This is a genomic window from Rhodococcus sp. HNM0563 (assembly GCF_012726195.1).
Lineage (GTDB): Bacteria > Actinomycetota > Actinomycetes > Mycobacteriales > Mycobacteriaceae > Rhodococcus.
Window position 1 is genome coordinate 200,988 of record NZ_JAASAF010000007.1, and the last position, 25,304, is coordinate 226,291.

A 25,304-nucleotide genomic window follows, 5' to 3' on the forward strand; every position below is an offset into this window, starting at 1 on the left:
GCTATCGGCCACGGAATTCGGGTTCGGAGCGCTCCTTGAACGCGCGTAGTCCCTCTTTGAAATCATCGGTACGACACGCCAACTCCAGCGAGTAGAGCTCCTGGTTCATGGCGTCGGTCAACGACGTCGTGTGACTGCGGTTGATGGCCTGCTTGGCGAGGCCGAGGGCAACGGTGGGGCCGGACGCGAGCCGATTCAACAGTTCGGATGTGGCAGCGTCGAGGTCGGCTCCCGGAGTCGAGCGGTAGATGAGGCCCCAGTCGCACGCGTCGGATGCGCCGATCTTCTCGCCGAGCAACAGCATCTGCTTTGCCCTCGCCGTTCCGGCGAGTCGAGGGATGAGCCAGGTGGCGCCCGAGTCGGGGCTGAACCCGCGCGTGATGAACGGTTCCCAGAACACCGCGTCGTCGGCTGCGACCGTGAAGTCGGCTGCGAACGCGAGGTTGCAGCCCAGCCCAACGGCCCACCCGCGGACAGTGCAGACCACGGGTAGGTGAAGGTCGTGGACCAGCTCGACGATGCGGTGAGCCTGGTGAGGGACACGGCGCACCAGATTCCCAGCGCGCGGTCGGGGCGCATTCTTCCGGTTCGTCGCGACCCAGTCGGCGCCGCCGCAGAAGTTCGGGCCGGCACCGGTGATGTGCACCGCGCGGAGCGAATCATCGTGTGCCGCCTCGGTGAGTTCGCGGATGAGAGTCTGCACCATCGCGGGGTTCAGCGAGTTGAGTGCGTCGACGCGATCGAGGGTGAGTCGCAGGATCTGCCCGTCGTGTTCGACGCGCACTTCACCGGATCTTCCGGGCGAACCGTCTTCGTTCCTCACCGTGGCAACCACCCCTCACAACCTATACTGTTACGTATACGGTATGTAGTACCGTTGCGTTCTACACAAGTTAGCAAGGAACCCGGGCCGACGGAACCGGGTCGGCCGAAAGAGACGCAATGACCAGCAATGAGGTGGAGCCGACATCCCACCCGGGCGGACGCTATGTTCCGGGGCGGTTCGGCGAGGCACCCCTGCCGCAGACGCAACAAGCTGCGGCGTCACTCCGCAGGCTCACCGGGTTGCTGCTGTCGCTCGAACACGAACACGACGTGGTCGACGAGATGCTCACCCGCTTCGCGGAGTGGGAGCAGATTCTGGCAGCGGCCGTGCCGGCCAGTTCTCGGCTCCGCCGCGCCGACGACGCCAGCGGCGAGCGGCGCGTCTACCTCGACCATGCCATCGACATCGGCGCGTTCAACCCGACCTTTCCCGAATACGAACTGCGGACGTTCGACACCGACACCGCGTCCGGTACGGTGAATTTCCCCGTGGTGTATGAGGGGCCACCCGGTCTCGTCCACGGTGGATTTCTCGCAGTGTTCTTCGACTGCGTAATCCAGCAACACAATTGCGAGGTCGGCGTCGCGGGTAAGACGCGCTTGCTCAGCATCCGTTACCGGCGACCCACTCCGTTGCTCACCACGTTGGATTTCGATGTCGTCCGCCGGACCACCGAGCGAGGCCTCGTGTCCGAAGCACGTCTCATCCGGGAGGGCGAGGTGTTGTGTGTCGCCGAACTCGACTCGGTTGCGAAGCAGATCGATCACCTGGAGACCACGGGTTTCGGCTGTCGCCGATGACGCGGCATCCGACCGTATCTCGCCGCAGGAACACACTATTCGGAAGGATTGTCAGATGACCGAGGCCAGTGCGTCCGACGGCAGAGTGCTGTTCGACATCGATCGCGATACCCGAATCGCAACCGTCACATTGAACAATCCGGCGCAGCGGAACTCCTACGACCAGGCGATGCGCGACGACCTCGCGCGGTATCTGGACATCGTTGTCGACGACGACGACATCACCGTCGTGCTGCTAAGGGGAGCCGAAGGTGTGTTCAGCACGGGTGCAAACATGAACAACGCCTACGGTTGGTACGGCGACGGCAATGGTGACACTCCGATCTCCGAGAAGCGCAGACCGAGTCAACGGCGCCGTTTGACGGTGGACCGTAAGACCTTCGGCTTCTATCACGAGTTCCTGGGCTTCCCGAAGGTCACGGTCGGTGAGATCAGCGGATTCGCGCTGGGTGGCGGATTCGAGATGGCCCTGATGACAGACATCTCGGTCATCGCGCGCGATACGCGAATCGGCATGCCCGCGACCCGCTTCCTCGGTCCGGCGCTCGGGAGCCTGCACATGTTCTTCCATCGCCTCGGCCCGGTCCTGGCACGACAATTGCTCCTCACCGGCGACATCGTCACCGCAGAATCCGTCGAGCACCGCGGTGTGTTCACCGAAACCTGCGAGCCCGCACACGTGACGGCACGCGCACGGTACTGGGCGGAGAAGGCGGCGAAGATGCCCGCCGATGGGGTCGTCATCGCCAAGGAGGCATTCCGGCTGGTAGAGCAGAGCCAGGCGTACCAGGGGGAGGAGGTCGCGAGTTACCTCTTCCACGCATTCGGCACCAATCTCCAGTTCGCCTCCGGCGAGTTCAATTTCGTGAAGACACGCGCCCAGCACGGGACGAAGGACGCATTCCGTCTTCGTGACGAGCACTTCCACGTCCCCGAACCGGACCTGACGTGAGTTCCCACAGGAGGATTCAGTGACCCACACGAAGCTCGTCTTCGACCCGTTCTCGCAGGAGTTCTTCGACGGTCCGTACGACACCTACGCCCGGATGCGCGACGAGGCCCCCGTCTACTACAGCGAAGAATACGACTTCTATGCGCTGAGCCGGTACGAGGACGTCGCCCCGGCATACCGGGACTTCGAAACATACTCCTCGGCAAGAGGACTCGATCTGTCCACTGTGCGCAAGGGCGAGATCTCGTCGTTCAAGTCCATCATCGTCCTCGACCCGCCCGAGCACCGTCACATGCGACGTCTCGTGAGCAAGGTGTTCACGCCTCGTGCAATCAACGACCTGCGCGAGATGGTCGACGCGCAGATCGTCCGTTTTCTCGACCGTGTGGATCCCGCGGGTTTCGATATGGTCCAGGACTTCTCGGCATACTTCCCCATGGAGATCATCTCGGAGATGCTCGGTGTCCCACAGGAGTACCGGACTCAGTTGCGTCTGTGGACCGATACGTCGCTGCACCGTGAGATCGGTCAGATCGAGATGAGTGAGGCCGGAACCGATGCCGTCGTCGAAGCGATGCGCTTCTATTATGGGCTCGTCAAAGAACGTCGTGAGAATCCCCGGGACGACATGATCAGCAAGCTCATCGCGGCCGAGATCGAACGCGACGGCGATCAGCCTCCGCAGTTGACCACGATGGAGATCGCGATGTTCGCGTCGCTGCTCGGCGGAGCCGGGGCGGAGACGGTCGCCAAGCTGATAGGTGGAGCCCCGGTGACGTTTGCTCGATATCCGGACCAGTGGGCCCAGCTGCGCGAGGACCGCTCCTTGATTCCGGATGCAGTCGAAGAACTGCTGCGTTTCGAGTCGCCGAATCAGTACAACGTGCGGTATTCGATGCGCGATGTCGAACTGCACGGGGTCACCATTCCCGCAGGCAAGCCGGTATTCCTGCTTCTGGGATCGGCGAACCGCGACCCAGCTGCGTTCGAGGACGCCGACGTGTTCGACATCGAGCGGGATCGTTCAGGGCCGCCGAGTCTCGCCTTCGGCCTGGGAATCCACAGTTGCCTCGGGGCAGCACTCGCGCGGATGGAAAGCACCCTTGCTCTCGACCATCTACTCGATTTCATGCCGGAGTTCGAGGTCGACTTCGATAACTGCACCCGCGTGAGCATGCAGAACGTGGCGGGGTACGACCACGTGCCGGTCAGGGTTCGCGCCCGGCAGTGATACGGACGGTGATCACACGGCGAGTAGACAGAAACAACCTGCCCGGAACGTTGTTTCTGTCTACTCCCGCTGTGAGGTGTGATCGCGTCTAAGCGGACACGGCCTATGTGGACACTGCCTATGTGGACACCACGGTCGCGCCGGCGGTGCCCGGAGCACCGTAGAGCAGGGCGAATCCTGCAGTCGGTCTGCCCGGAACCTGACGTGGGCCTGCGTCGCCGCGCAACTGGAGAACGAGTTCGTGCAGCTGTCGAAGGCCGGAGGCGCCGATGGGTTCGCCGTTGGCGATCAGTCCGCCGTCGGTGTTGACCGGGAGGCTTCCGCCGATTTCGGTGGCACCGTCTGCGATCAGCTTCTCCTGGTCGCCGTCGGCGCAGAAGCCGGCTTCTGCCATGTGGATCACCTCAGCACCGGCGTCGGTGTCCTGGAGTTGGACAACGCCGACGTCCTGCGGCGCGATCCCGGCGGCTTCGAAGGCAGCGCGAGAGGCGAACACCGACGGCGAGGGGACTTCCTCGACGGGCGCATAGGTGGTGTTGACCTCGTACGCGCCGTAGGTCCGCGTGCGCACTTCCACCGAACGCACATAGATCGGCTTCGAAGTGAAACGGTGGGCGATGTCTGCCCGGCACATGATCACCGCGGCTGCACCCTCGTCCGGTGCGCAGAACATGTAGTGCGTGAGCGGGTAATTGAGCATCGGAGAATCCAGGATCTGCTGCTCCGATATCGGCTTTCTCCGAAACGCGTTCGGGTTGTCCACACCGTTCCGATAGTTCTTCGCGGCGACCTTCGCCAGGGTACGCACGGAGATGTCGTGATCGTGCAGGTACCGGTTCGCCTTCATCCCGAAGAACTGTGTGGTGAGGTACTGTCCGTTCTCGCCGTACCAGGAGGGCATCCCGACCAGGGTGGGGTCGACGGTGAAGGCGCCGCGGGGGTGCTTGTCGAGTCCGATGGCGATGCCGATGTCGTACTTGCCGAGCCGGATCGCATCCGCGCATGCCTCGGTGGCGCTTGCCGCCGTGGCGCAGGCGTTGAAGACGTTGGTGAAGGGGATCCCGGTGAGTCCCATCAGGCCCACGATCGCGTCGGGATTCGCGACCTCCCAGCTGCCACCGACGGCGAACTGAATGTCTTTCCATTCGAGACCGGCATCGGAGAGGGCTGCGCGGACGGCATCGGTGCCCATCTCCATCGCTGTCTTGTCGAATCGCCCGAAGGGATGCATCCCGACTCCGATGATGGCTACCTCGTTCATTGCGATACTCCCTTCGGATCGATCGGCCGGAACGCGAAAGTGAGGACTTCGTCGCCGTTCTCGTCGTGTCCGAGCGGAATCATCGTCAGTTCCACCTCCATGCCGAACTCGAGGACCGCCGGGCTGTTCTGGGTGAGCCGCCCCTCCACTCGGACCACGTCGCCCAACTGCACGAGTCCGACGCCGAACGGCACGAATGTCTCAGGAGTCTCGTCGCCGAGATACGGCGCGCCCGGAAGGAAGCCCTGCGTGGTCCAGGCGACGAGTGTCCCCGTGCGTGGCAGCGCGACGTCCGTCATCTGATCGCGGCTGCATCGGGGGCACAGCGGCTGCACGGGGAAAACCGTAGCGCCGCAGTCGTCGCACGTGCTCGCGAGGAGTTGTGGTCGGTCGTCGGGCCAAGTCGATATCTCTGGGGCGATTGCTCTCTGCACGGTCCGTCCTCGGGTTGCTGGCACTGGCAATGGTGGCGTGCGGGCCACCTGGTCAGATATTGCGGTATATCATACCGATAGGTATACAGTAGGAGCGGTTATCGCGCGATCGTCCACACTTCCGCATGAACGGAGTTCATATGCCGCGCAAGGTCATCGACTGTCTGGTCAACGTCCACTTCGGGGAGACGGAGACGCAACCGAAGTGGATGACCGCGGTCCGCGACAATTATTTCAAGGGACCGAAGTCGATGTTCGAGGCCGTCGACATGTCGCAACTGCTCGACGAGATGGACGAGATGGGCGTCCAGAAGGCGATCTTGATGGACTCCCTGGTCACGCCACGCGTGACCGCCCGGAAATTCGCCGAGGCCCACCCGGAACGGTTTTCCCTGGCGATGGGGGTCGGCAGTCTGCTCCGGCCGATCGGGATGTTGCGCGAACTCACCGCGGTAACACAGGGCCTGCCGGTCAGCTACGCCGCGATCGGACCGAGTTTCTGGGGCGACGGTGACTACCCGCCCAGCGACGCGGTCTACTACCCGCTGTACACGAAGTGTGCCGAAATGGGCCTGCCGCTGTGCGTGAACACCGGGATCCCGGGCCCGCCGCTCCCCGCTGAAGCACAGAACCCCATACATCTCGACAAGGTGTGCGTGCGCTTCCCGGAACTGAAACTCTGCATGATCCACGGAGCGGACCCGTGGTGGGACGTCGCAATCCGAATGCTGATCAGATTCCCGAACCTGAGGCTCATGACATCGGCGTGGTCGCCGAAGCGGCTGCCGGAGAATCTGCTGCACTTCATGCGGACACGAGGACAGAACAAAGTGATCTTCGCATCCGACTGGCCGGTTCTTACGCAGCGCAGGATCGTTCCCGAAGCGCTCGAGCTCGATCTACCCGAGGTCGTGCTCGACAACTACCTGTTCAACAACGCGGAGGAATTCTTCTTCGGCGACCGGGAGCCCCTCACCTGATCTCGGCACGAGCCTGATCTCGACAAGACACAGAGGAGTAGAGATGGATCGGTACGAGCTACGGCGCGAGGACTACAGCCTGAGCGAGGACCAACTGGATCTGCAGAACGCGTATGCGAGGTTCTTCGAGACCCATTGCACGATCGATACGGTGCACGCAGCCGAAATCGACGGGCTCGATCGCGTGCTCTGGGAACGGCTCTGTTCGACCGGTGCCACGACGATGGCCCTTCCAGAGGACGCAGGTGGCGACGGAGCGACCCTGGTCGATCTGACGCTGGTCGCCGAGGAAGTAGGCCGGTACTTGGCACCCGTGCCGTGGATCGACCACGTCTGTGCCGCACGTCTGTTGGCGCGTCTGGACGTCCAGGACCTCGGTGCGATCGCATCGGGGAAGCGAATCGTCGGGCTCGACCCGCACCTCGGCGCCTTGTCCGGCCCGCGATTGATACCCACCGCGTCGGTCGCCGACGATCTCATCGTCCGCGACGGCGACGACATCGTGCTTCTCACGTTCGACCCCGCTCCGGACCGGGTCGAGAATCTCGGGAAGCTTCCGATGGCGTGGGTCGACCCCGCCGAGGCAACTCGCAGGACCCCTCTTGCATGCGGGCCCGCTGCCCTCGAAGAATTCGATCGAGCTCTCGCCGAATGGCGTCTGCTGACGGCCTCGGCTCTCGTCGGGTTGGTGGAGCAGTCCATGCGTATCGCGGCCGAGTTCGCCAAGTCGCGCTACACACTGGGAGTTCCCATCTCGTCGCTGCAGGGCATCTCTCACCCCTTGGCGAATATGGCGATCACGGTCGAGGGTGGCCGGGCGCTGGCACGCAAGGCAGCGTGGTTCCTCGACAACGAGCCGGAGGTGCGCCCCGAGCTTGCCGGAGCCGCATTCGTTTTCATGGCCGACGAGGCGTCGCGCGCAGCAACGATGTCGGTACATGTTCAAGGCGGTCTCGGAGTATCCACCGAGGCCGCGGCAAGTTCGTATCTGGTGCGGGCGCGGGGCTGGTCGCTGGCGGGCGGAGATCCGGCCGACACCGCCCGACACGTTGCTCGGATCGTGGCGGCGAAGCGGTCGGCGAGTGCTCATGCGGCTCCGGTCGCGGTGTAGAGGAGGGGACCATGGATTTTTCACGGGTTGAGCTGACGGGCGACGGACAGGCGTTTCTCGATGAGATCCGCACATTTCTCGACAAGAATGTCACCGACGAAGTCCGGCGACGTGATCGCGAAACGGGCGACAACTTCGATGAGGGTGTCCACCTCGCAATGGGCGAAGCCGGCTATCTGGAACGCGAGTACCGCAAGGCGGACGAGGGCGGTTTCTCGCGGGTCGAGAGTCGCCTGTGGGCTCTCGAGCGTCGACGTTCTCATGTTCCGTGGGTGACGTGGGGAACCACCATCCTGGTCTCGCATTCCGTCGAGGCATACGGCTCCCCGGAGCTGTGTGAGGAAGTGATGCCCGGTGTCTTCAGCGGTCACGTGCGAATGTGCCTCGGCTACACGGAGCCCGAGGGCGGCTCGGATATCGCGACCTGCAAGACCCGGGCGGTGCGCGACGGCAACGAGTGGGTGATCAACGGTTCGAAGATGTTCACCACCGGCGCGCACAATTGCCGGTATGTCTTCCTGATCACGAACACCGATCCGAACGCGGAGAAGAAGCACAAGAGCCTGACGATGTTCCTGGTCCCGCTGGATACGCCGGGTATCGAGATACAGGGCCTGCGGACCGTCGACGGCGATCGCACCAACATCGTCTATTACAACGAGGTGCGGATTCCCGACAGGTATCGGCTCGGAGAAGTGAACGGGGGCTGGGCCGTTCTGCGCGGCCCGCTCGACGCTGAGCACGGTGTGGTCGCGGCGGACGCCGACGGTCTCGACGACATCGCGATCCTCCAGCATCAGGGCATGTTCATGGGTACCGCTGTCGACAAGGTCGCGACCATCGTCGAGCGCCCCGGGGCAGACGGGCGGCGACGCATCGACGACGAGTCCGTCGCACACCGTCTGGGCAAGGCCGTCGCCCGGATCGAGGTGGCGCTCAGTACATCGAACATGTACGGCCGCGTGGCGATCGCACAGACGATGCGCGATGTCGCCCCCGAGTTGATGGACATCCTGGGCCCCGCATCCGTGTTGCCGGTGGAGACCGACGGGGCAATCGACGACGGCGCGAGTGAGTACCTGTACCGGTGGGCTCCTCTGTGTGGAATATACGGCGGCACACTGGAAGTGTTCCGCAACATGATCGGCCAGTACATGCTGGGCTTGGGTCGGCCGGTGTACGCGCCGGTGAAGAGCTGAATCGTCGCGACGCGAAATCCGGCCGGACCAGTATGGTCCGGCCGGAGTTGTGTGTAAGGGGTTTACAGAACGGCGCCGGAGACCTTCGCGGCGATGATGTCGTCCCAGCTCATCCCCAGCTCCTCGAGGATCTGGTCGGTGTGTTCCCCGTGCTCGGGTGAGCGCCCCGGTTTCGGGGGCGTCTCGTCGAACTGGATCGGGGCGGAGACCGTCTTGAACAATTCGCCGTCGTCGTCGGCGACTGTCATCAGATACCCGTTTGCGACGGCCTGCGCGTCGGTGAGTGCTTCCGCCGGTGTTGCGAGCGGCGCCCATACGCCGGGCTCGTCGGCGAGGATCTCCTGCCATTCTGCGAGATCGCGCTCGGCGAAGATCTTGCGCAGAATGGCGGTGGCATCGTCTTTGTTGGCTATGAGATTGGCCAGCGGGGTGAATCTCTCGTCGTCCGAGAGTTCGGGATGTCCGATCCGCTCGCAGAATCCCTTCCAGTAGCGGTCTGCTTGCAGGAAGACGAGTTGGAGCCACCGGTCGTCGCGGGTCTTGTACCGATTCACGACGGGATTCGGTGCTTCGCCCGGCGCGTAGGCAGGGATGCGGTCGATGCCGTAGTAGTCGGCAGCGCAGATGTCCGGCGCCACGGCCCACATTCCTTGGGCCAGAAGAGATCCGTCGACCGTGCGTGCAACTCCGGTCCGTTCTCGATGGAACAGGGCGGCGACGATGCCACCGGCAAGGGTGCTGCCGCCCTGCAAGTCGCCGAATGCGGGGCCCTGGGCGAACGGGAACTCCTGGCCGTCCGGGGTGAGTGCATAAGCAACGCCTGCGCGAGCGGTATATCCGGAGGCATCGAATCCGCCTTTGTCGCGGTCGGGGCCGAGGGGACCCTGGCCGCTGCCACGCGCGATGATCAGCTTCGGATTGTACGCGCGGAGGGTGTCCACCGACAGGTCGGCGCGTTCGAGCGCGCCGGGAAGCCAGTTCGTCAACAAGACATCGGCCTTGGCGATGAGCTTGGCAAAGATCTCACGGCCCTCGGGTGTCTTGATGTCGATCGCGATGCTGCGTTTTCCGTGGTTGCCGATTTCCATCATGAAGTTCGCCTTCACGCGCGACTCCGCGGGGTCGAGGCCACCGACAGTCAGGTAACGACAGGGGTCGCCGCCGCGGGTGTCTTCGATCTTGATGACATCGGCCCCCCAATCCCGGAGAACGACACCGGCACTCGGAACATAGGTCCAGGAAGCAAGTTCCACCACAGTGACACCGTTGAGGAGATCGGACATCGGCGTTCCCTTCTTGCGGAAAGTCGGCTGCACAGCTTCCCAAGACATTACTGTATTGATTACAGTTAGTCATCCGGTCTGTGGGTCGAGGAGGATGTATGAGTGGAGTCGCTGACAGCCTCGCGACCGCGACAAGTGTGGAATTGGGCCGTCGCGTCGCGCACCGAGCAGAAACCCGTCTGTTCATCGACGGAGCGCTGACCGAAGCGACAGGCGGTGCGACCTATCGAAATCTCAGTCCTGCCACCGGGCTCGTACTCGGAGATGCTGCCGCGGCGAGCGCACCGGACATGGAACGGGCGATCGGCGCTGCCCGACGTGCATTCGACGAGACTTCCTGGTCGACCGACCGCGGTCTGCGGCGGCACTGCCTCGAACAGCTGCAGACCGCGATCGAATCCGAGAAGGAAGACCTGCGTGCCGAACTCGTCGCGGAGGTGGGATGCCCGGTGATGGCCACCTCCGACGCACAGCTGGACTGGCCACTGACTGATTCGCTCCGTTACCCTGCGTCGCTGATCGACACCTTCGAATGGGAGCGGACCCTCGACGGTGGGGGCCTGTTCGGCCCGCGCAATGTGCGCACCGTCGTCAAGGAAGCCGCCGGAGTGGTCGCAGCCATCACGCCGTCGAACTACCCGATCGAAGTGATCCTCAACAAGATCGGACCCGCCCTGGCTGCGGGCAATACTGTGATTCTCAAGCCTGATCCGAATACACCGTGGAACGCGGCTCGTCTGGGTCGGCTAGTAGCGGAGAAGACCGATATTCCCCCTGGCGTATTCAATGTGGTGACCACACCCGACAATGACGTTGCAGGTCTACTCGTCGACGATCCCCGGGTCGATCTCATCTCGTTCACCGGATCGACCGCCGTCGGGCGCATTCTGATGCAGCGAGCAGCCGCGACGATGAAGCGGACGTTTCTCGAGCTCGGCGGTAAATCCGCTCTCATCGTGACTGACGGCGCCGATCTGTCGAAGGCTGTCATGGCGACGATCGGCGCGTGTTCCCACGCGGGGCAGGCCTGCGCAGTCAATACGCGAATCCTCGTGCACAAGTCTTTGTTCGACGACTTGGCGGCAGGTGCGGCCGAGGCGTACAAGCAGATTCCGGTCGGCGACCCGGTGGATCCGGGAACGTTCGTGGGGCCACTCATCAGCGCCGCCCAGAAACAGAAGGTGCTCGGCATGCTCGATCAGGCACGCGCAGACGGTGCGCGATTCCTCACCGGCGGTGGTGAGGTCGACGGTCTGGCCGAGCACCTGCGGGGAGGCCACTTCGTCGCGCCCACCCTCGTCACCGGAGTCGACAACAGCGCCGCCATCGCCCAGGACGAGGTGTTCGGTCCGGTCGCGATACTGATCCCGTTCGCGGACGACGACGAAGCCGTACGGCTCGCCAACGACAGTCGCTTCGGTCTTGCCGGCGCAGTCATGTCGGACACCGCCGAACGAGGAATGGCACTTGCCCGGCGCGTGCGTACCGGAGCTGTCGGCGTCAACGGTGGAATGTTCTACGGGGCCGACGCGCCGTTCGGTGGATACAAGAACAGCGGTATCGGAAGGCAGTGCGGGATAGAAGGTTTCGATCAGTATCTCGAAACGAAAACTGTCGCAGGCAGGCTGCCGCGCGGGAGCTGATCATACGGCTACGAAAGGCATACGGATGGGCAAGCTGGACAACAAGGTTGCACTGGTCTCGGGAGCAGCCCGCGGACAGGGAAGATCTCACGCGGTCCACCTGGCCGCGGAGGGCGCAAGCATCATCGCTCTCGACCTTTGCGCAGACCTCGACGGCAACACATACCCCCTGGCGCGCCGAGAGGATCTCGACGAGACCGCACGTCTCGTCGAGAAGGAAGGAGTCCGTGTTCACCCCGTGGTCGCCGATGTGCGGGAACGACGCGACGTGTGGCACGCGATTGCCGAGGGAGTGAATGATCTCGGACGGCTCGACATCGTCGTTGCCAACGCGGGAATCTGCCCGATGGGCGACGGGCAGACGCTGCAATCCTGGTCCGACACCATCGATACCGACCTGGCCGGCGTATTCAACGTGGTGCAGGGCAGCATTCCCCATCTCGGCAATGGCGCGTCGATCATCGCGACCGGCTCTCTGGCCGCACAGTTGGGTAGCGCCACCAATCAGGGGCCGGGCGGTTCGGCGTACAGCCTCGCGAAACAGATGGTGGCACGTTACGTCAACGACCTCGCAGTGCAGTTGGCGAAGAAGGACATCCGAATCAATGCGGTGCACCCGACGAATGTGAACACCGACATGCTCCACAACGAGGGCATGTACCGGGTGTTCAGGCCCGACCTCGAGCACCCGACCCGGGAGGAGGCGGAGATGGCGTTTCCGGCCATGCAGGCGATGCGTGTTCCGTACATCGAACCGCGCGACGTGTCCGAGGCCGTGCTCTTCCTCGCGAGCGACGCGTCGCGTTTCATCACCGGAACCCAGCTGAGGATCGATGCCGGCGGCTATGTGAAGTCCGTGCCCTGGAAAGGATGAGTATCGCCATGCCCGAAGTCATCGGATTCCTCGGGGCCGGACAGATGGGTGAACCCATGGTCCGCCGACTTCTCGTCGCCGGATACGACGTCCGCCTCTACGCCCGCCGCGAGGAGGTACGCATGCGTCTCGGGAGCGCGGGCGCATACCTCGCCGACTCGGTGGCCGACGTGGCACGACAAGCCGACATCCTGTTGGTCTGCCTGTTCTCGGATGAGCAACTGATCGACCTGGCCGGCGGCCCCGACGGTTTCATGGAGAACGCGAAGGAGACGTCAATCGTCGTATCGCACACCACGGGCACCGTCGGCACACTCGCGAAGATCCGCGCCGATCATCCGAGCGGACCAGTGCTTGTCGATGCGCCGGTGAGCGGTTCGGCCGACGACATCGCGGCCGGAACGTTGACCGTCCTGTTGGGCGGCGACGAGAACGTGCTGGACCGGGTGGAACCCGTGGTCAGTGCCTATGCCGATCCGGTGATCAGGACCGGGGAGTTCGGCACTGCGTTGAATCTGAAACTGGTCAACAATCTTCTCTTTGCTGCGAACGCGCAACTTGCGGCAGCGGCAGTGGAACTCGGCGATCGGCTCGGAATCGGACACACGGAACTGCTCGACGCTGTGTCGTTGAGTAGTGGCAGCAGTCATGCGCTCGCCTCGATCCGGAAGATCGGTGGCGTCGAAGCATTCTCCGAGGTTGCGTCTCCGTTCCTGCGCAAGGACGTTGCCGCGTGTGACGCAGCCGCGAAGGACGCCGGTGTCGACCTCGGCTGGATCGGTTCTGTGGTGGGAGAAGGCCCGATTGCATTGACGAGTGAGAATCGGAGAGTAGGCGGATGATCAAGACGGGTACTCGCTTGGAGCGTCGGACCTGCACCACGCAGGTCATCGTCCCCACGCGGCGAGGACGTCGTCGGTCGTGGTGACGGTGGCCAGCACACTCAGGGTGTGGTCGATCATCGCGGTGCCGTAATCGGCGGGGATCCCCACGACGGCGTCGCGGGGGACCACCACCCGATACGATTTGTTCACCGCGTCCATAACCAGGTTGGGGATCGCGACGTTCAACGACACCCCGACCGCCACGATCGTGTCGACGCCGAGATTGCGGAGGACAGCATCGAGATCCGTACCTCCCATCGGACCGAGACCGTGCATCCGGGTCAACACCAGATCCGATCGGGCAGGACCGAATTGCGGCAGAAGGGCTGCTCCCGGACTTCCAGGGGCCATCGACGTCGTGCGGCGCCCGAACGCGAACAGTCTTGCGTTGTGGTTCGATCCCTGGTTGTCCTCGCGGCGGTGGACGAGGCAGTGCACGATCCGAACACCGGCTTGTCGCCCCGCAGGCAGGAGCCGGGCGATATTGGGAAGAGCGTGACGTCCCGCTTCCTGCGCGAGTGCCGGCATTCCGGAATCCGGACCGACGACCGCGCCCTGCAACTCCTGGGTGACGATCGCTGTGCGATCCGGATCCACGAGCTCGGCCAGCGGCGGTGCGCTCACACCGGCTCCTCGACGTTGCTCTCAGCCGGTACCTCGTAGAACTGCTTCGCCCACCGGCGCATCGCCATGTACGGCTTGGCGTCGACACGACCGAGCGGGGGATTCTCGATGTAGATCTGATAGCGCCAGATGCTGAGATCTTCGAAGACGGTGTGAAGGAATCTGCGTTCGACCTTCTCCTGCACGGCCGGCGGCGGAACCTCTGATGTGTCCCCGTCGTTGCGCGGCCACCAGATCGAATAGAAGAGATCGGAATGTCCGTCGTCGACGGGTGTGCAGGCAAAGATCAGCCGATAGTTTTGGGTGCCCTCGAATGCACTCATGGCGTACCCGAGTCCTGAGAAGTGGCTGTGGATACGAAGAGCCATCTTGTCGGGGTCGTCGCTGGTGGTGTCCGGCCAGCCGGTGAGGAACCGCCATTCGTTGTCGACGGCCTCCCACCCGAGCGACACCGGCGTCACGCTCGCGCCGTGCACATACCGGAAATGTGCGCTGTCGGGCCCGTTCTCGGCCACGATCTGCGGGTGCACCGGTTCGTATTCGGCGCGGCGTGAGAATTCCGGATAGATGCGGTAGTAGCTGTCGGGCCCGGTTGTGATCTCAGGGAACTTCGTGAACGGGTCGGGCAGTTCCCACTGCGGGGGCTTTCCGTCGGGCTGATGCCACATGTAGACGATTCCGTGCTGTTCCTGAATCGGGTAGACCCGCAGCTTCAATGCCTTGTTGGGACGGTCGGGGTCGTAGGGGATGTACCGGTTGGTGCCGTCCGGTCCCCATCGCCACCCGTGGAACGGGCACTCGATGCAGTCACCCACGACTTTCCCGCCGTGCCCGAGGTGTGCGCCGAGATGCCGACAGTGGCCGGTCATGACGTGCAGTTCGTCCGAGTCGTCCCGGTATGCGACGAGGTCTTCTCCGAAGTACCGGAGGGCTCTGCTGCGTCCCGACTCGAACTCTTCCGACCAGCCGATGACGAACCAGCCGGTGACCTTCCACGTGAACGGTACGTCCAACGGATGCTCCTGACGGTCCGGTGAGGTGAGCTCAGCTCGATCGCTGCATCTGGGAGGCGGCGCTGATCTGCTGCTCCCAGGCCGCCAGCTTTTCCTCGGCGCTCGTCTGGTGGTGGCTCAGCGCACGGATGCTCACATCGTGACCCGCCGCTGCAGCGCGCAGTGCTCCGACAGTTGCCTGCTCACGGGGAACATGTGCGAAGGGGTCGAACGAATACCAGCGCATCGCGTTCAGGTGGGTCATCTTGTCGATCTCCCCGTCGGGCACGTGCTCGTCGGTGAAGACACCGCTCAGCTCCTCGGGTGCACCCGGCCACATCGAATCGCTGTGCGGATAGTCCATTTCCCACGCGATATTGTCGATTCCGATGTCGTGACGAAGCTTCACACCGAGCGGGTCGCTGATGAAACACGTGAGGAAATGCTCCCGGAACACCTCGCTCGGGAGCTTGCCCTCGAAATCCTGCAGCGTCCACGTCGAATGCATCTCGAAGGTGCGGTCCACGCGTTCGAGGAAATACGGAATCCAGCCCGTACCACCCTCGGACAGCGCGATCTTGAGGTCCTTGTATTCCTTCACCGGCCGCGACCACAGAAGATCCGCGGCGGCGTTCACGATGTTCATCGGCTGGAGCGTGATCATCACATCCGGCGGAGAGTCCGTCGACGGAATCGAGAGCTTGCCCGAGGATCCGATGTGGATCGACAGCACGGTGTCGGTGTCGACGAGCGCCTTCCACAATGGATTCCAGTACTCGTCGTGAAAACTCGGGTATCCGAGTGCAGCCGGGTTCTCGGTGAAGGTGAGGGAATGCACGCCCTTCTTTGCGAGCCGCCGAACCTCCTGAGCGCACAGTTCGGCGTCCCAGATCACCGGCAGGCCCATCGGGATGAACCGACCGGGGTACGCGCCACACCACTCTTCGAGATGCCAGTCGTTGTAGGCTCGTACCAGTGCGAGCGAGAACTCCGAATCCTCTGTCGCGAAGAGGCGCGCGGCGAATCCGGGGAACGACGGGAAGTTCATCTGCGCCAGAACGCCGCCCGCATTCATGTCCTTGACGCGTTCGTGCACGTCGTAACAACCCGGTCGAATTTCGTCGAGGCCTTCGGGTTCGAGGCCGTACTCCTCTTTCGGCCGTCCGGCCACTGCATTGAGCGCGACATTGGGAATGACGCGATCGCGGAATCTCCACATGTCCGCGCCGTTGTCCATATGCACCAGGCGCGGTGCCTCGTCCACGTACTTCTTGGGGAGGTGGTTGGCGAACATATCGGGCGGTTCGATGATGTGGTCGTCGACGCTGACCAGGATCATGTCGTTCTTGTCCATGCTCGTTCCTTCCGAGGGCCGTACGCGGGCTGGTGCACTTCGTCGGTGGTTACATTGCTGTGGCGAGCTTCGGTGGCTGCGCGGCATCCGGATCAGGATTAGCGATCTGCAGGCCCATGAAACGGCGAGCGTTGTCGCCCATGAAATCCCATGTGCGCCTGCGGTCCATTCCCTCCGCGTACTTCCAGTAGCCCTTGGGTTCGGGAAGTCCTTCGGGGTGTGGATAGTCGGAGCCGAACATGACCTTGTCCCAGCCGACCATGTCGACGACATCGGCCACCGACCCTTCCCAGAAGGGACTGACCCAGACGTTGCGTCGGAATACTTCGAGCGGATCTTCCGGGAAGTTCTGAGGCATCTTCTTGGTCAGATCTTCGAGGTCGTGGAACAGCGGACGGATCCACGAACTTCCGTTCTCGACGCTGGCGATCCGCAGTCGAGGGAAGCGGGTGAGGGTTCCGTGGCAGATCAGGCTGCCGAGCATGTCGGCGATCTCGCGGTGACCGAGTGCCAGCCAGCGAAATGCGCTCATGGACATGAAGTTCTGGGTATTCGGTGGTTCCCATTTGTTGACGTACTCGTCGAGCGGCGGCTGGCTCGCATGAAGCGCGATCGGCAGGCCGGATTCTTCGACCTCGCGCCAGAAGGGGTCGAATTCGGGGAGGGCCGGAGAGCGCCAACCGTGCAGGCCCTTGACCGGAGCGGGCTTGATCAGCGCCACCTTCGCGCCGTTCTCCAGAAGGTATGCAAGTTCGCGACGGGCACCGTCGACTTCCGCGCAGTTGATCACGGGGGTGGTGAACACTCTGCCTTGGTGAGCGAAGCCCCAATGCTCGAGCATCCATCGGTTCAGGGCGTGAACGATTGCGAGCGTCAATTCGGGATCGTCGGCGGAGGAGTGTTCGACAAGGCTGGCAAGTGTGGGAAAGACCAGAGATTCCCGTACTCCCTGCCGGTCCATCTCCGCGATGCGTTCTTCGGGACCGCGAGTGGCGGGCGGGCAGTCGATTGCGGAGCCCTGCATTTCGCGAAGTGTGAGTCCGTCGACGTTCTCCCCGGCGAAGAACTTCTCGTGGGCGCCGGGGGCGGCGACCCGGTCGAATGTGGGATTCGGGATGAAGTCGGTGATCTTGCCGTTGATCGCCAGGCGGGTGCGACGTCCGATCTGTACGTACTGGACGGCATGTGCGTACTTGTCGGGTAGGTACCGAGTCAGTGCTTCGGATGTCTCGTACATGTGCGTGTCGGCATCGAAGATCGGTGCGTCGCCGGACCCGGTCATATGGAGGCCTCCTCGTTCGTGCCCGCGTGTGATTTCGAGCCTTGCAGCGCACAACGGTTATGTCAACAGTCGGCCTTACGGTAACTTGGGGACATGATGTCGAAAGTGCCGCCGGGGTATGAGGACCTTCTCGAACGGCCGATCGTCGGCGTGCTCGGCACGGTCAGTCCCGATGGGTCGCCGAGCCTGACTCCGATGCGATTCACCTGGGATGGGGCGCATCTGAGGGTGAGTCACACCATCCCTCGCAAGAAATTCGTGAGTCTGCAGGCGAATCCCAACTACTCGTTCCTGATCACCGACCCCGAAGATCGGGAGCGGTGCCTCGAAGTGCGCGGGTGGCTCGTGACGGTGGAAGGCGACCGCGAGGGGTCGTTCTACGTGTCACTGGCGAGGCGGTACGGCCAGACCGATCCGCAGCCACCCGGCGATGTCGACGACCGCGTGGTCATGATCCTCGACGCAACCCGCTTCACCGCGAAATGACCGTGCACGAGATGTACTCGAGCCGGGCGGAGGAGCGTTGATGCCGGGCTACTATTCGGACGCCGCTCGAATCGCGTCCTGATGGTCCGGCGTCCGGAGAGCGTGCGCGGCATGGTCGAGGATGCACTCCAACCCGTATTCGAAGTTCCGGTCGTTGGGCTCGCCACTCTGGAGACCGCACTCGCTCGCTTCTGCGAGCAGGGGAGTGGTCTCGGGAGAGATCGGCAGGATCTCGTAGTACGCCCCGGACGGTTCCTGCGACTGCCGATTCTTGTCCTGTAGTCGCTGGAGTACGACCATGCCGTGGACGTGCAACTGCACGGAGGAGTAGACGTTCACCGCGTCGGCCAGTGTGAAACCCGACTCGACGAGACCGGTGATCACATTTTCGTTGTGTCTGGCACCGAGTCTAGCGGCATTGGAACTCAGGGACGGCCGGATCAGGACGAGGTCGCACAGGATCGGACTGTCGAGGAACGTGCGGCGGACCGTGCGTGCGTGGGTGCGCAGGGTGTCGCGCCAGTTCGCTGCCTCCACGGCGGGCATGGAACGTGTGGATTCGCGCAGCACGTGGTCGGCCATCGCGGTGAGGAGCTCGTCTTTCTTGCGGAAGTACCAGTAGATGCTTGTCACGCCGATGTCGAGGTGTCGCGCGAGCATGGGCATGCTCAGATTGTCGACGGTGACCTCCGCCGCGAGTTCGAATGCGCCCCGGAGGATGTCGTCGGGATTGAGGGACCCTCGCTCGAGCCGTGCCCGCTTCGCCATGATGGATGCCGCCTTTGTACGTTCCGTCTGTAGTGTGCCGACGCACTCACTTGTGGATATGCTTACCGTATAGTCTTCGGTATCGATCTGGATTGCGATTGCGGGAAGGATTCCCATGGATCTCGGGCTGGAAGATGCTGCGGCGGTCGTGGTGGGCGGAAGTCGTGGAATGGGTTTCGCGACCGCCCGGTGCCTGGCAGAAGAGGGTGCGCGCGTCGCAGTCGTCGGCCGGTCTCGGGAGGATGTGAAGCTTGCGGCGGAGGCCCTGTCCCAGTACGGAAGTCCCGATGCCGTCGGACTCGTCGCAGATGCGCGCGACGGCGATGCGATATCGGGGCTCTTCACCGAACTCGGAGAACGCTGGGGTGGGAGGCTCAACGTGCTCGTCAACACGGTGGGGCCGAACGTGCAGGGGGCATTCGACATCCTGACCGACGACCAATGGCGGGAGGCCGTCGAAGACGGCGTGTTGTCGATGGTGCGGTGCGTGCGAGCGTCCCTCCCGTTCCTGCGAGCTGCGGAATGGGCACGTATCGTCAACTTCTCCGCGCAATCCACTCAGCGACAGAGTGTTCCGCTCGTGGCATACACGGCGGCGAAATCGATGCTGTCGAGTGCCTCGAAGAACCTGTCGCAGCTCCTGGCGCCCGACGAAATCCTGGTGAACGTCGTCTCCCCCGGAACCATCGTCACCCCGTCGCTGATCGAGTGGGCGCGGTCGGTGGGAGTCGAGTCGAATGATCCATACGCCTTGATGGACGCTATCGGAACGCATTTCGGGCACCCCGCGCAGATGCCGCGTGCGGGTTTGCCGGAAGAGGTGGGCCCACTGGTGGCATTTCTCGCCTCGCGGCGCAACTCGTACATCACCGGAGCCGACATCAACATCGACGGCGGCTCGGATTTCACGTGACCGTCGATCTGCCCTGAGGCGTCTATCTGCACTGCCACATGGGTGCGCGCTTCTCGACGAATGCGCGGGGGCCCTCGAGTGCATCCTCGGTACGCGTCACGCGCTCGCGGAACGATTCGGCGAGCATCTCGGCCTCGTGCAGCGGCATGTCCAGGCCCTTGAGGATGGCCAGTCGGGTTCCCCGAACCGCCAGTGGTGCATTGGAGTTCACGATGTCGGCGATCTCGTGTGCCCGCTCCAACAGGAGGTCGTGCTCGATGATCTCGGTGATCATGCCCAGGTCGTATGCACGCTGGACGGTCATCCGTTCGTGCTTGCCCATCAGAGCCATGCGCAACGCAACGGTTCGCGGGAGAACTCGTGCGGCGCGCACCACCTCGCGTCCCGCGACAAGTCCGATGCTGACGTGGGGGTCGAAGAAGGTGGCCTTCTCGGAGGCGATGACGATGTCGCCGGTGGTGACCCAGTCCATGCCGGCGCCGCAACAGATTCCGTTGACGGCGACGATGATCGGTTTGGTCATCGAACGGAACGGAGGCGTGCCTTCCTGCGGCGCTTCCCATTGCTCGTAGGTGGACAGATATGGTCGCTCGTTGATCACCTTGCCGTCGCCGGGAATCTCTTTGACGTCCGCACCCGTGCAGAATGCCCGGCCATTGGCGGTGACGACGAGAGTCCAGACCTTGTCGTCGTTCTCGGCCTCGTCGTACGCCGCACGCAGCTCGGTGATCATGTGCGGGCTCAGCGCATTGAGTGCCTCCGGCCGGTTGAGGGTGAGGGTCGCGGTGTGGCCGTCGACTGCGTACTCGATGGTCTCGAACGTCACTGTGCTTCCTTCTGCAACGAGGTCGGGGTCCGGTGAACTCACCGCGTGGCCGCGGCGCGGGTGTAGTCGGGATTGCGCTTCTCCGCAAATGCGGCGAAAGCCTCCAATACATCAGGACCCTGTAGGTTCGCCGACTGCGCTCGTGATTCGTACTCGAGCGCTTCGGGCAGCGACCTGTCGAGTCCGCGGTTGAGCAGGTCTTTGGTTTGTGCAAGTGCGAGCGGGGGCCCGGCTGCGAGCCTTGTCGCGAGGTCGTTGGTGAACTCGTCGAGCGAGTCGGGCGGTGTCACCCACGTGACGAGGCCGAGTGAATGCGCTTCGTCGGCTCCGATCATCTCGGCCAGGAGGGTCAGCCGTTTCGCCTGCTGAAGTCCGATGAGGCGTGGAAGCAGCCACGACCCGCCCGTGTCCAGCGACAACGCGCGTCGCGCGAAGATCTGGGAGAACCGCGCATCCGACGCGGCCACCACGAGGTCGCATGCGAGACTGAGGTTCCAGCCTGCCCCGACTGCGGCCCCGCGTACCTTCGCGACGGTTGGTACCGGAAGTTCGTGGAGTAGGCGGATGGTGTCGTTGATGGTGTCGATCAGATCGGACGGGTCGGGGAACTCGTCCATGCCCGCGGTGTCGGCGATGTCGGCGCCGCTGCAGAACGTGCTGCCTGCACCGGTGAGTACCACTGCGCGGACCTCGTTGCTCGCGCTCACTTCGCGGAGACGGTCGCGGAGACGCGCCCACACCTCGGGCGTGATCGCATTCTTCCGTTCGGGTCGGTTGAGAGTGAGTGTCAGGATGCCGGCGTGCTGTTCGGCGAGGAGCGGTCCGGGGGAGCTCACGGCGTTGTCGGGCATGGTCACCTCGGGATGTCGAAGAGTGGTCAGAGTTGGATCGGTGCGCCGACGGTGAGCGGGGCGACGAACCCGCCGTCGACATGGATGTCCTGACCGTTCACCCACCGCGCCGCCGGTGACCCGAGGAACGCGATGACCGGCACGATGTCGGTGACGGTGGCGTGACGGCCGATGGTGGCTTTCACCGAGTCGAGAACATCTTTGCCCATCGATTCCTCGAAGTCGCCGAGTATGGGGGTTTCGGTGGGCCCCGGGCTCACGGTGTTCACCCGGACTCCGTACTTCTGCCACGCAGCGGGGGCGAGACGCTTTGCGTAGATGATCGCCGCCTGCTTCGAGGTGCTGTACACGGGGTAGTTCGGATCCTGCTCTGCCTGCCAGCGTTCGACGCTTTCGCTGTCGGTCGCTTCGAGGAGCCCGGTGAGTTCGTTCAGGCGGTCCTGCCAGCCGAGTGCCGCGACCGATGCGACGGTGACGACGGATCCACCTTCGCGTAGCAGCGGCAGCATGCCTTCGACGAACAGTCGCATACCGAGGTAGTTGACTTTCAATACGTCGGCAGCGGGTGCGGTTCCGGGCACTCCGGCGACGTAGGCGAGCAGATCCCAGTCTCCTCCGATCGTGCCGAGCAGTGTCTCGATCTGTGTCGCATCACGTAGGTCGAGCTGTGCATGGTCCGATGCGGCTGCACCGTCCGGTCGGAGATCGACGGCGAGTACGTGGTCGCCCCGTTCGTGGAAATGTGCGGCGGTGGCGGCACCGATTCCCGACCCGGCTCCGACGACGACGATCCTGCGCTGATCAGTTGCCATGTGGCTGCACGCCTTTCCGGGAACAACCCGACGAAAGCTATATAGAATGCTTGACAGTAAGGCACACTATAAATCACTCTGGGGCAAGAAGGCCAGGGTTCGACGGCCTGCGGCGTCGATGAAAACGCCGCCTCAATGCGCGGGAACGGAGCATCGTTCGTGAACCAGCGAATCGTCGGAGAAGGTGCCGAGGTCCTGGCGGACCCGGCCGCATACAAAGACGAGAGCCACCTGCATGCGGTACTTGCAGAGGCCCGCGCGACGGAGCCGGTGGTTCGGGTACAGGCGCCGTCCTATCGGCCGTTCTGGGCCCTCCTCAAACACGCCGACATCATGGCCGTCGAACGCGAGAACACACTCTTCACCAACTGGCCCCGCCCGGTGCTCATGACAGCCGAGTCCGACGATATGCAGGCCGCGGTCGGTGTTCGCACCCTCATTCATCTCGACGGTGCGCAACATCGTGTGCTTCGTTCGATCGCAACAGATTGGTTTCGCCCGAAGGCCATGAAAGCCATGGAGGTTCGAATCGAGGAACTCGCGAAGCATCACGTCGATCGGATGCTCGCGGCCGGTGGCGAATGCGACTTCGTATCCGAGGTCGCGGTGAACTTCCCCCTCTACGTCATCATGTCGCTGCTCGGGGTGCCCGAATCCGACTTTCCCCGAATGCTGCGCCTCACGCAGGAGCTTGTGGGGAGCGACGACGACGAGCTGAAGCGCACCGAGCCCGCGGACGAAACCATGAACGCGCTCCTCGAGATGTTCGAGTACTTCAGCGCTCTCACGGCATCCCGGCGCGAGAACCCCACCGACGACATGGCGTCCGCGATCGCGAACGCGCGTATCGACGGCGAACCGCTCTCCGACATCGACACCATGTCGTACTACACGATCATCGCGACCGCAGGCCACGACACCACCAGCAGTTCCATCTCCGGGGGTCTTCATGCACTGATCGACAATCCAGACCAACGTCGGGCGCTGAGCACCGACCTCGACCTGCTGCCGCACGCGGTGGAGGAGATGATCCGCTGGGTCACGCCCGTCAAGGCATTCATGCGCACCGCGGCCGAAGATACCGAGATCCGAGGTGTTCGCATTGCGGCGGGTGATTCCCTTCTGCTGTCCTACGCCTCGGCCAACCGCGACGAAGCCGTCTTCGACGATCCCTTCACATTCGACATCCGGCGCGACCCGAACAACCATGTCGCGTTCGGGTTCGGTGTGCACTTCTGCCTGGGCGCGGGCCTGGCACGGATGGAGATGAAGAAGTTCTTTGCCGAATTGCTGCCCCGCCTCGGATCGATCGAACTCGCAGGCGAGCCCGAACTGACCGCAACTACTTTCGTCGGCGGGCTCAAGCACCTGCCGATCCGTTACTCGACGGCCACATGACGACATCCGAAGGACCTCACATGAGACAGGCGCGGATCTGGGACGACACCCTCGAGGACCTATCCCGGCGCAGGACACACGCGCACGGAATGGGCGGCCCGGAGCGAGTGGCGAAGCATCGCGGCAAAGGAAAACTCGATGCTCGTGCTCGGATCGATCACCTGCTCGACAAGGGCAGCTTCCACGAGTTCGGCACGCTGGTCGGCGGTGAGATCGCCGCCGACGCCATCGTCGCCGGTTCGGGACTCATCCACGGAATGCCGGTGATGGTCGGGGCCGAGGACTTCACCACGCTGGCCGGCACGATCTCGCCCGGTAGCAATTCCAAACGCTACCGACTGGCGGAACTGGCTGTCCGGAACAAAGTTCCACTCATCATGCTCCTCGAAGGCGCCGGGTTTCGCCCCACCGGAGATCACTACGGCAGAACCCCGACCGATCTGCTCGCACAGGCGCAGTGCTCGGGGAAGGTGCCGGTGGTCACCGCCGTTCTGGGTCCTTCTGCCGGGCACGGCGCGCTCATCGCACCCGTCTCGGACTTCGCCATCATGAGCCGTCAGGGCGCGATCTTCACCGCCGGCCCTCCGGTCGTGAAAGTATCTACCGGGGAGGATGTCTCGAAAGAGGATCTCGGCGGTCCCGATGTGGCCGTGGCCAGCGGACTGATCCACAACGTGGCCGACACCGACGAAGAGGTGCTCGACGAGATCCGCCGCTACCTGTCGTATTTCCCGCCGAGCGCGTGGTCGTACCCCATCTCCACCGAGCCCGACGAGTTCTCCGAGCCGCGCGACACTCCCGAGCTTCTCGACATCATCTCCCGCGACAACCGCAGCACCTACGACATGAGAGCCGTGATCGACGCGGTGGTCGACACGAAGGACTGGTTCGAGGTGCAACCCGATTTCGGACGGGCCATCATCTGCGCGTTGGCGCATTTGGGAGGGCACCCGGTGGCGGTCGTCGCGAATCAGCCGCAGGTGATCGCAGGTTCGATCGATTCCGACGCGGCCGACAAGGCAGCCCATTTCATCTCGGTCGCCGATGCCTTCCACCTGCCGCTCGTGTTCCTCGCTGACAATCCGGGGATGTTGCCGGGCAGTGAATCCGAACGCGACGGCGTGCTGCGCAGTGGTGCCCGCATGTTCGTGGCACAAACCACCGCCACCACGATGAAAATGCATGTGACCCTGAGGAAGGCGTACGGATTCGGGTCCATGGTGATGTCGCTGATCGGTTTCGACGGCCAGGTCGCCGCGTACGCCTACCCCGGCGCGACGATGGGTGCGATGAGCGCCGATGCTCTCAGCGGTGCGTCGCACGCGGATGACGGCCTCGCGGCGTCCCTTCGAGAAATGGAACTCGAGGCGTCCTATCGTTCCGCGGAGCATATGGGTTTCGACGAACTCATCAGTCCCGAGGAGACGCGCAACGCCCTGCTCACATCGCTGCAGCGGGGAATCTATGCACGACAAGCAGTGGCGGAACCCGTCAGCCGCTGCGCGATCATCCCTTGATCT

The 25,304-nt window shown here is 63.4% G+C and carries 25 protein-coding genes; 13 read left to right on the forward strand and 12 right to left on the reverse strand.

What is annotated here, in order from left to right; translation table 11 throughout:
• Position 1: 1 nt before the first annotated feature.
• Positions 2 to 823 (reverse strand): enoyl-CoA hydratase-related protein, encoded by an 822-nt coding sequence (locus tag HCA61_RS17940; protein ID WP_169689544.1) that lies wholly within the window; start codon positions 821 to 823, stop codon positions 2 to 4.
• Between the two features lie 119 nt (positions 824 to 942).
• Here HCA61_RS17940 and HCA61_RS17945 point away from each other — a divergent pair, with 119 nt between their 5' ends.
• From HCA61_RS17945 to HCA61_RS17955, 3 genes are read left to right on the forward strand one after another with little or no spacing between them, the layout of a single operon-like run.
• The gene (locus HCA61_RS17945; RefSeq protein WP_169689545.1) at positions 943 to 1,626 is read left to right on the forward strand and encodes a hypothetical protein; all 684 of its coding nucleotides are present in this window, start codon (positions 943 to 945) and stop codon (positions 1,624 to 1,626) included.
• A 55-nt stretch (positions 1,627 to 1,681) separates the two neighbouring features.
• A complete protein-coding gene (locus tag HCA61_RS17950) occupies positions 1,682 to 2,578 on the forward strand; it encodes an enoyl-CoA hydratase/isomerase family protein (RefSeq protein ID WP_169689546.1) in 897 nt (298 codons plus the stop codon).
• A 19-nt stretch (positions 2,579 to 2,597) separates the two neighbouring features.
• A complete protein-coding gene (locus tag HCA61_RS17955; protein WP_169689547.1) occupies positions 2,598 to 3,809 on the forward strand; it encodes a cytochrome P450 in 1,212 nt (403 codons plus the stop codon).
• 118 nt (positions 3,810 to 3,927) lie between these two features.
• On the opposite strand, the gene HCA61_RS17960 is transcribed toward HCA61_RS17955, so the two are convergent.
• Both HCA61_RS17960 and HCA61_RS17965 read right to left on the reverse strand, forming a co-directional pair.
• Positions 3,928 to 5,070, reverse strand: a complete 1,143-nt coding sequence (locus HCA61_RS17960; protein WP_169689548.1) for a thiolase family protein — start codon at positions 5,068 to 5,070, stop codon at positions 3,928 to 3,930.
• A complete protein-coding gene (locus HCA61_RS17965; protein ID WP_169689549.1) occupies positions 5,067 to 5,504 on the reverse strand; it encodes an OB-fold domain-containing protein in 438 nt (145 codons plus the stop codon). Before HCA61_RS17965 ends, HCA61_RS17960 begins: the two co-directional genes overlap by 4 nt.
• Before the next feature lie 140 nt (positions 5,505 to 5,644).
• Between HCA61_RS17965 and HCA61_RS17970 the strand changes: the two genes are divergently transcribed.
• The 3 genes from HCA61_RS17970 to HCA61_RS17980 are packed head-to-tail and all read left to right on the forward strand — an operon-like array spanning position 5,645 to position 8,794.
• The gene (locus HCA61_RS17970; RefSeq protein WP_169689654.1) at positions 5,645 to 6,484 is read left to right on the forward strand and encodes an amidohydrolase family protein; all 840 of its coding nucleotides are present in this window, start codon (positions 5,645 to 5,647) and stop codon (positions 6,482 to 6,484) included.
• Positions 6,485 to 6,527: 43 nt separating this feature from the next.
• Positions 6,528 to 7,595, forward strand: a complete 1,068-nt coding sequence (locus tag HCA61_RS17975; protein WP_169689550.1) for an acyl-CoA dehydrogenase family protein — start codon at positions 6,528 to 6,530, stop codon at positions 7,593 to 7,595.
• Positions 7,596 to 7,606: 11 nt separating this feature from the next.
• Entirely contained in the window at positions 7,607 to 8,794 is a 1,188-nt protein-coding gene (locus HCA61_RS17980) for an acyl-CoA dehydrogenase family protein (protein ID WP_169689551.1), read from the forward strand.
• A gap of 62 nt (positions 8,795 to 8,856) precedes the next feature.
• On the opposite strand, the gene HCA61_RS17985 is transcribed toward HCA61_RS17980, so the two are convergent.
• On the reverse strand, positions 8,857 to 10,077 hold the full coding sequence (locus HCA61_RS17985) for a CoA transferase (protein WP_169689655.1): 1,221 nt from the start codon (positions 10,075 to 10,077) through the stop codon (positions 8,857 to 8,859).
• A 98-nt stretch (positions 10,078 to 10,175) separates the two neighbouring features.
• Between HCA61_RS17985 and HCA61_RS17990 the strand changes: the two genes are divergently transcribed.
• The 3 genes from HCA61_RS17990 to HCA61_RS18000 are packed head-to-tail and all read left to right on the forward strand — an operon-like array spanning position 10,176 to position 13,436.
• A complete protein-coding gene (locus HCA61_RS17990; RefSeq protein WP_169689552.1) occupies positions 10,176 to 11,720 on the forward strand; it encodes an aldehyde dehydrogenase family protein in 1,545 nt (514 codons plus the stop codon).
• A 25-nt stretch (positions 11,721 to 11,745) separates the two neighbouring features.
• Positions 11,746 to 12,594, forward strand: a complete 849-nt coding sequence (locus HCA61_RS17995) for a mycofactocin-coupled SDR family oxidoreductase (RefSeq protein WP_169689553.1) — start codon at positions 11,746 to 11,748, stop codon at positions 12,592 to 12,594.
• 8 nt (positions 12,595 to 12,602) lie between these two features.
• The gene (locus tag HCA61_RS18000) at positions 12,603 to 13,436 is read left to right on the forward strand and encodes an NAD(P)-binding domain-containing protein (protein WP_169689554.1); all 834 of its coding nucleotides are present in this window, start codon (positions 12,603 to 12,605) and stop codon (positions 13,434 to 13,436) included.
• 45 nt (positions 13,437 to 13,481) lie between these two features.
• Here HCA61_RS18000 and HCA61_RS18005 read toward each other — a convergent pair whose 3' ends face one another.
• The 4 genes from HCA61_RS18005 to HCA61_RS18020 are packed head-to-tail and all read right to left on the reverse strand — an operon-like array spanning position 13,482 to position 17,730.
• Positions 13,482 to 14,102: a cysteine hydrolase gene (locus HCA61_RS18005; protein ID WP_346777586.1), complete on the reverse strand. Its 621-nt coding sequence runs from the start codon at positions 14,100 to 14,102 to the stop codon at positions 13,482 to 13,484.
• Complete coding sequence (locus HCA61_RS18010; RefSeq protein WP_169689555.1) at positions 14,099 to 15,115, reverse strand: Rieske 2Fe-2S domain-containing protein; 1,017 nt, start codon at positions 15,113 to 15,115, stop codon at positions 14,099 to 14,101. Before HCA61_RS18010 ends, HCA61_RS18005 begins: the two co-directional genes overlap by 4 nt.
• A gap of 31 nt (positions 15,116 to 15,146) precedes the next feature.
• Positions 15,147 to 16,448, reverse strand: coding sequence for an amidohydrolase family protein (locus HCA61_RS18015; RefSeq protein ID WP_169689556.1), 1,302 nt, complete (start codon positions 16,446 to 16,448; stop codon positions 15,147 to 15,149).
• Between the two features lie 49 nt (positions 16,449 to 16,497).
• Positions 16,498 to 17,730 carry an amidohydrolase family protein gene (locus HCA61_RS18020; protein ID WP_169689557.1) on the reverse strand — a complete coding sequence of 411 codons (1,233 nt, stop codon included), beginning with the start codon at positions 17,728 to 17,730 and terminating at the stop codon, positions 16,498 to 16,500.
• Positions 17,731 to 17,823: 93 nt separating this feature from the next.
• On the opposite strand from HCA61_RS18020, the gene HCA61_RS18025 reads away from it, so the two are divergent.
• On the forward strand, positions 17,824 to 18,216 hold the full coding sequence (locus HCA61_RS18025) for a pyridoxamine 5'-phosphate oxidase family protein (RefSeq protein ID WP_169689558.1): 393 nt from the start codon (positions 17,824 to 17,826) through the stop codon (positions 18,214 to 18,216).
• A gap of 51 nt (positions 18,217 to 18,267) precedes the next feature.
• Here the strand turns inward: HCA61_RS18025 and HCA61_RS18030 are convergent, their stop codons facing one another.
• Positions 18,268 to 18,984 (reverse strand): TetR/AcrR family transcriptional regulator C-terminal domain-containing protein, encoded by a 717-nt coding sequence (locus HCA61_RS18030; RefSeq protein ID WP_169689559.1) that lies wholly within the window; start codon positions 18,982 to 18,984, stop codon positions 18,268 to 18,270.
• 115 nt (positions 18,985 to 19,099) lie between these two features.
• Here HCA61_RS18030 and HCA61_RS18035 point away from each other — a divergent pair, with 115 nt between their 5' ends.
• Positions 19,100 to 19,897, forward strand: coding sequence for an SDR family oxidoreductase (locus HCA61_RS18035; protein WP_169689560.1), 798 nt, complete (start codon positions 19,100 to 19,102; stop codon positions 19,895 to 19,897).
• 22 nt (positions 19,898 to 19,919) lie between these two features.
• Here the strand turns inward: HCA61_RS18035 and HCA61_RS18040 are convergent, their stop codons facing one another.
• Genes HCA61_RS18040 through HCA61_RS18050 form a run of 3 tightly spaced genes read right to left on the reverse strand, consistent with a single transcriptional unit; the run spans position 19,920 to position 22,386 of the window.
• On the reverse strand, positions 19,920 to 20,723 hold the full coding sequence (locus HCA61_RS18040; RefSeq protein ID WP_169689561.1) for an enoyl-CoA hydratase-related protein: 804 nt from the start codon (positions 20,721 to 20,723) through the stop codon (positions 19,920 to 19,922).
• 38 nt (positions 20,724 to 20,761) lie between these two features.
• A complete protein-coding gene (locus HCA61_RS18045) occupies positions 20,762 to 21,574 on the reverse strand; it encodes an enoyl-CoA hydratase (RefSeq protein ID WP_169689562.1) in 813 nt (270 codons plus the stop codon).
• Between the two features lie 26 nt (positions 21,575 to 21,600).
• Positions 21,601 to 22,386, reverse strand: a complete 786-nt coding sequence (locus tag HCA61_RS18050) for a coniferyl-alcohol dehydrogenase (RefSeq protein ID WP_169689563.1) — start codon at positions 22,384 to 22,386, stop codon at positions 21,601 to 21,603.
• Between the two features lie 159 nt (positions 22,387 to 22,545).
• On the opposite strand from HCA61_RS18050, the gene HCA61_RS18055 reads away from it, so the two are divergent.
• Both HCA61_RS18055 and HCA61_RS18060 read left to right on the forward strand, forming a co-directional pair.
• Entirely contained in the window at positions 22,546 to 23,784 is a 1,239-nt protein-coding gene (locus HCA61_RS18055; protein WP_346777587.1) for a cytochrome P450, read from the forward strand.
• Between the two features lie 20 nt (positions 23,785 to 23,804).
• Positions 23,805 to 25,301, forward strand: a complete 1,497-nt coding sequence (locus HCA61_RS18060) for a carboxyl transferase domain-containing protein (protein ID WP_169689565.1) — start codon at positions 23,805 to 23,807, stop codon at positions 25,299 to 25,301.
• Positions 25,302 to 25,304 lie beyond the last annotated feature (3 nt).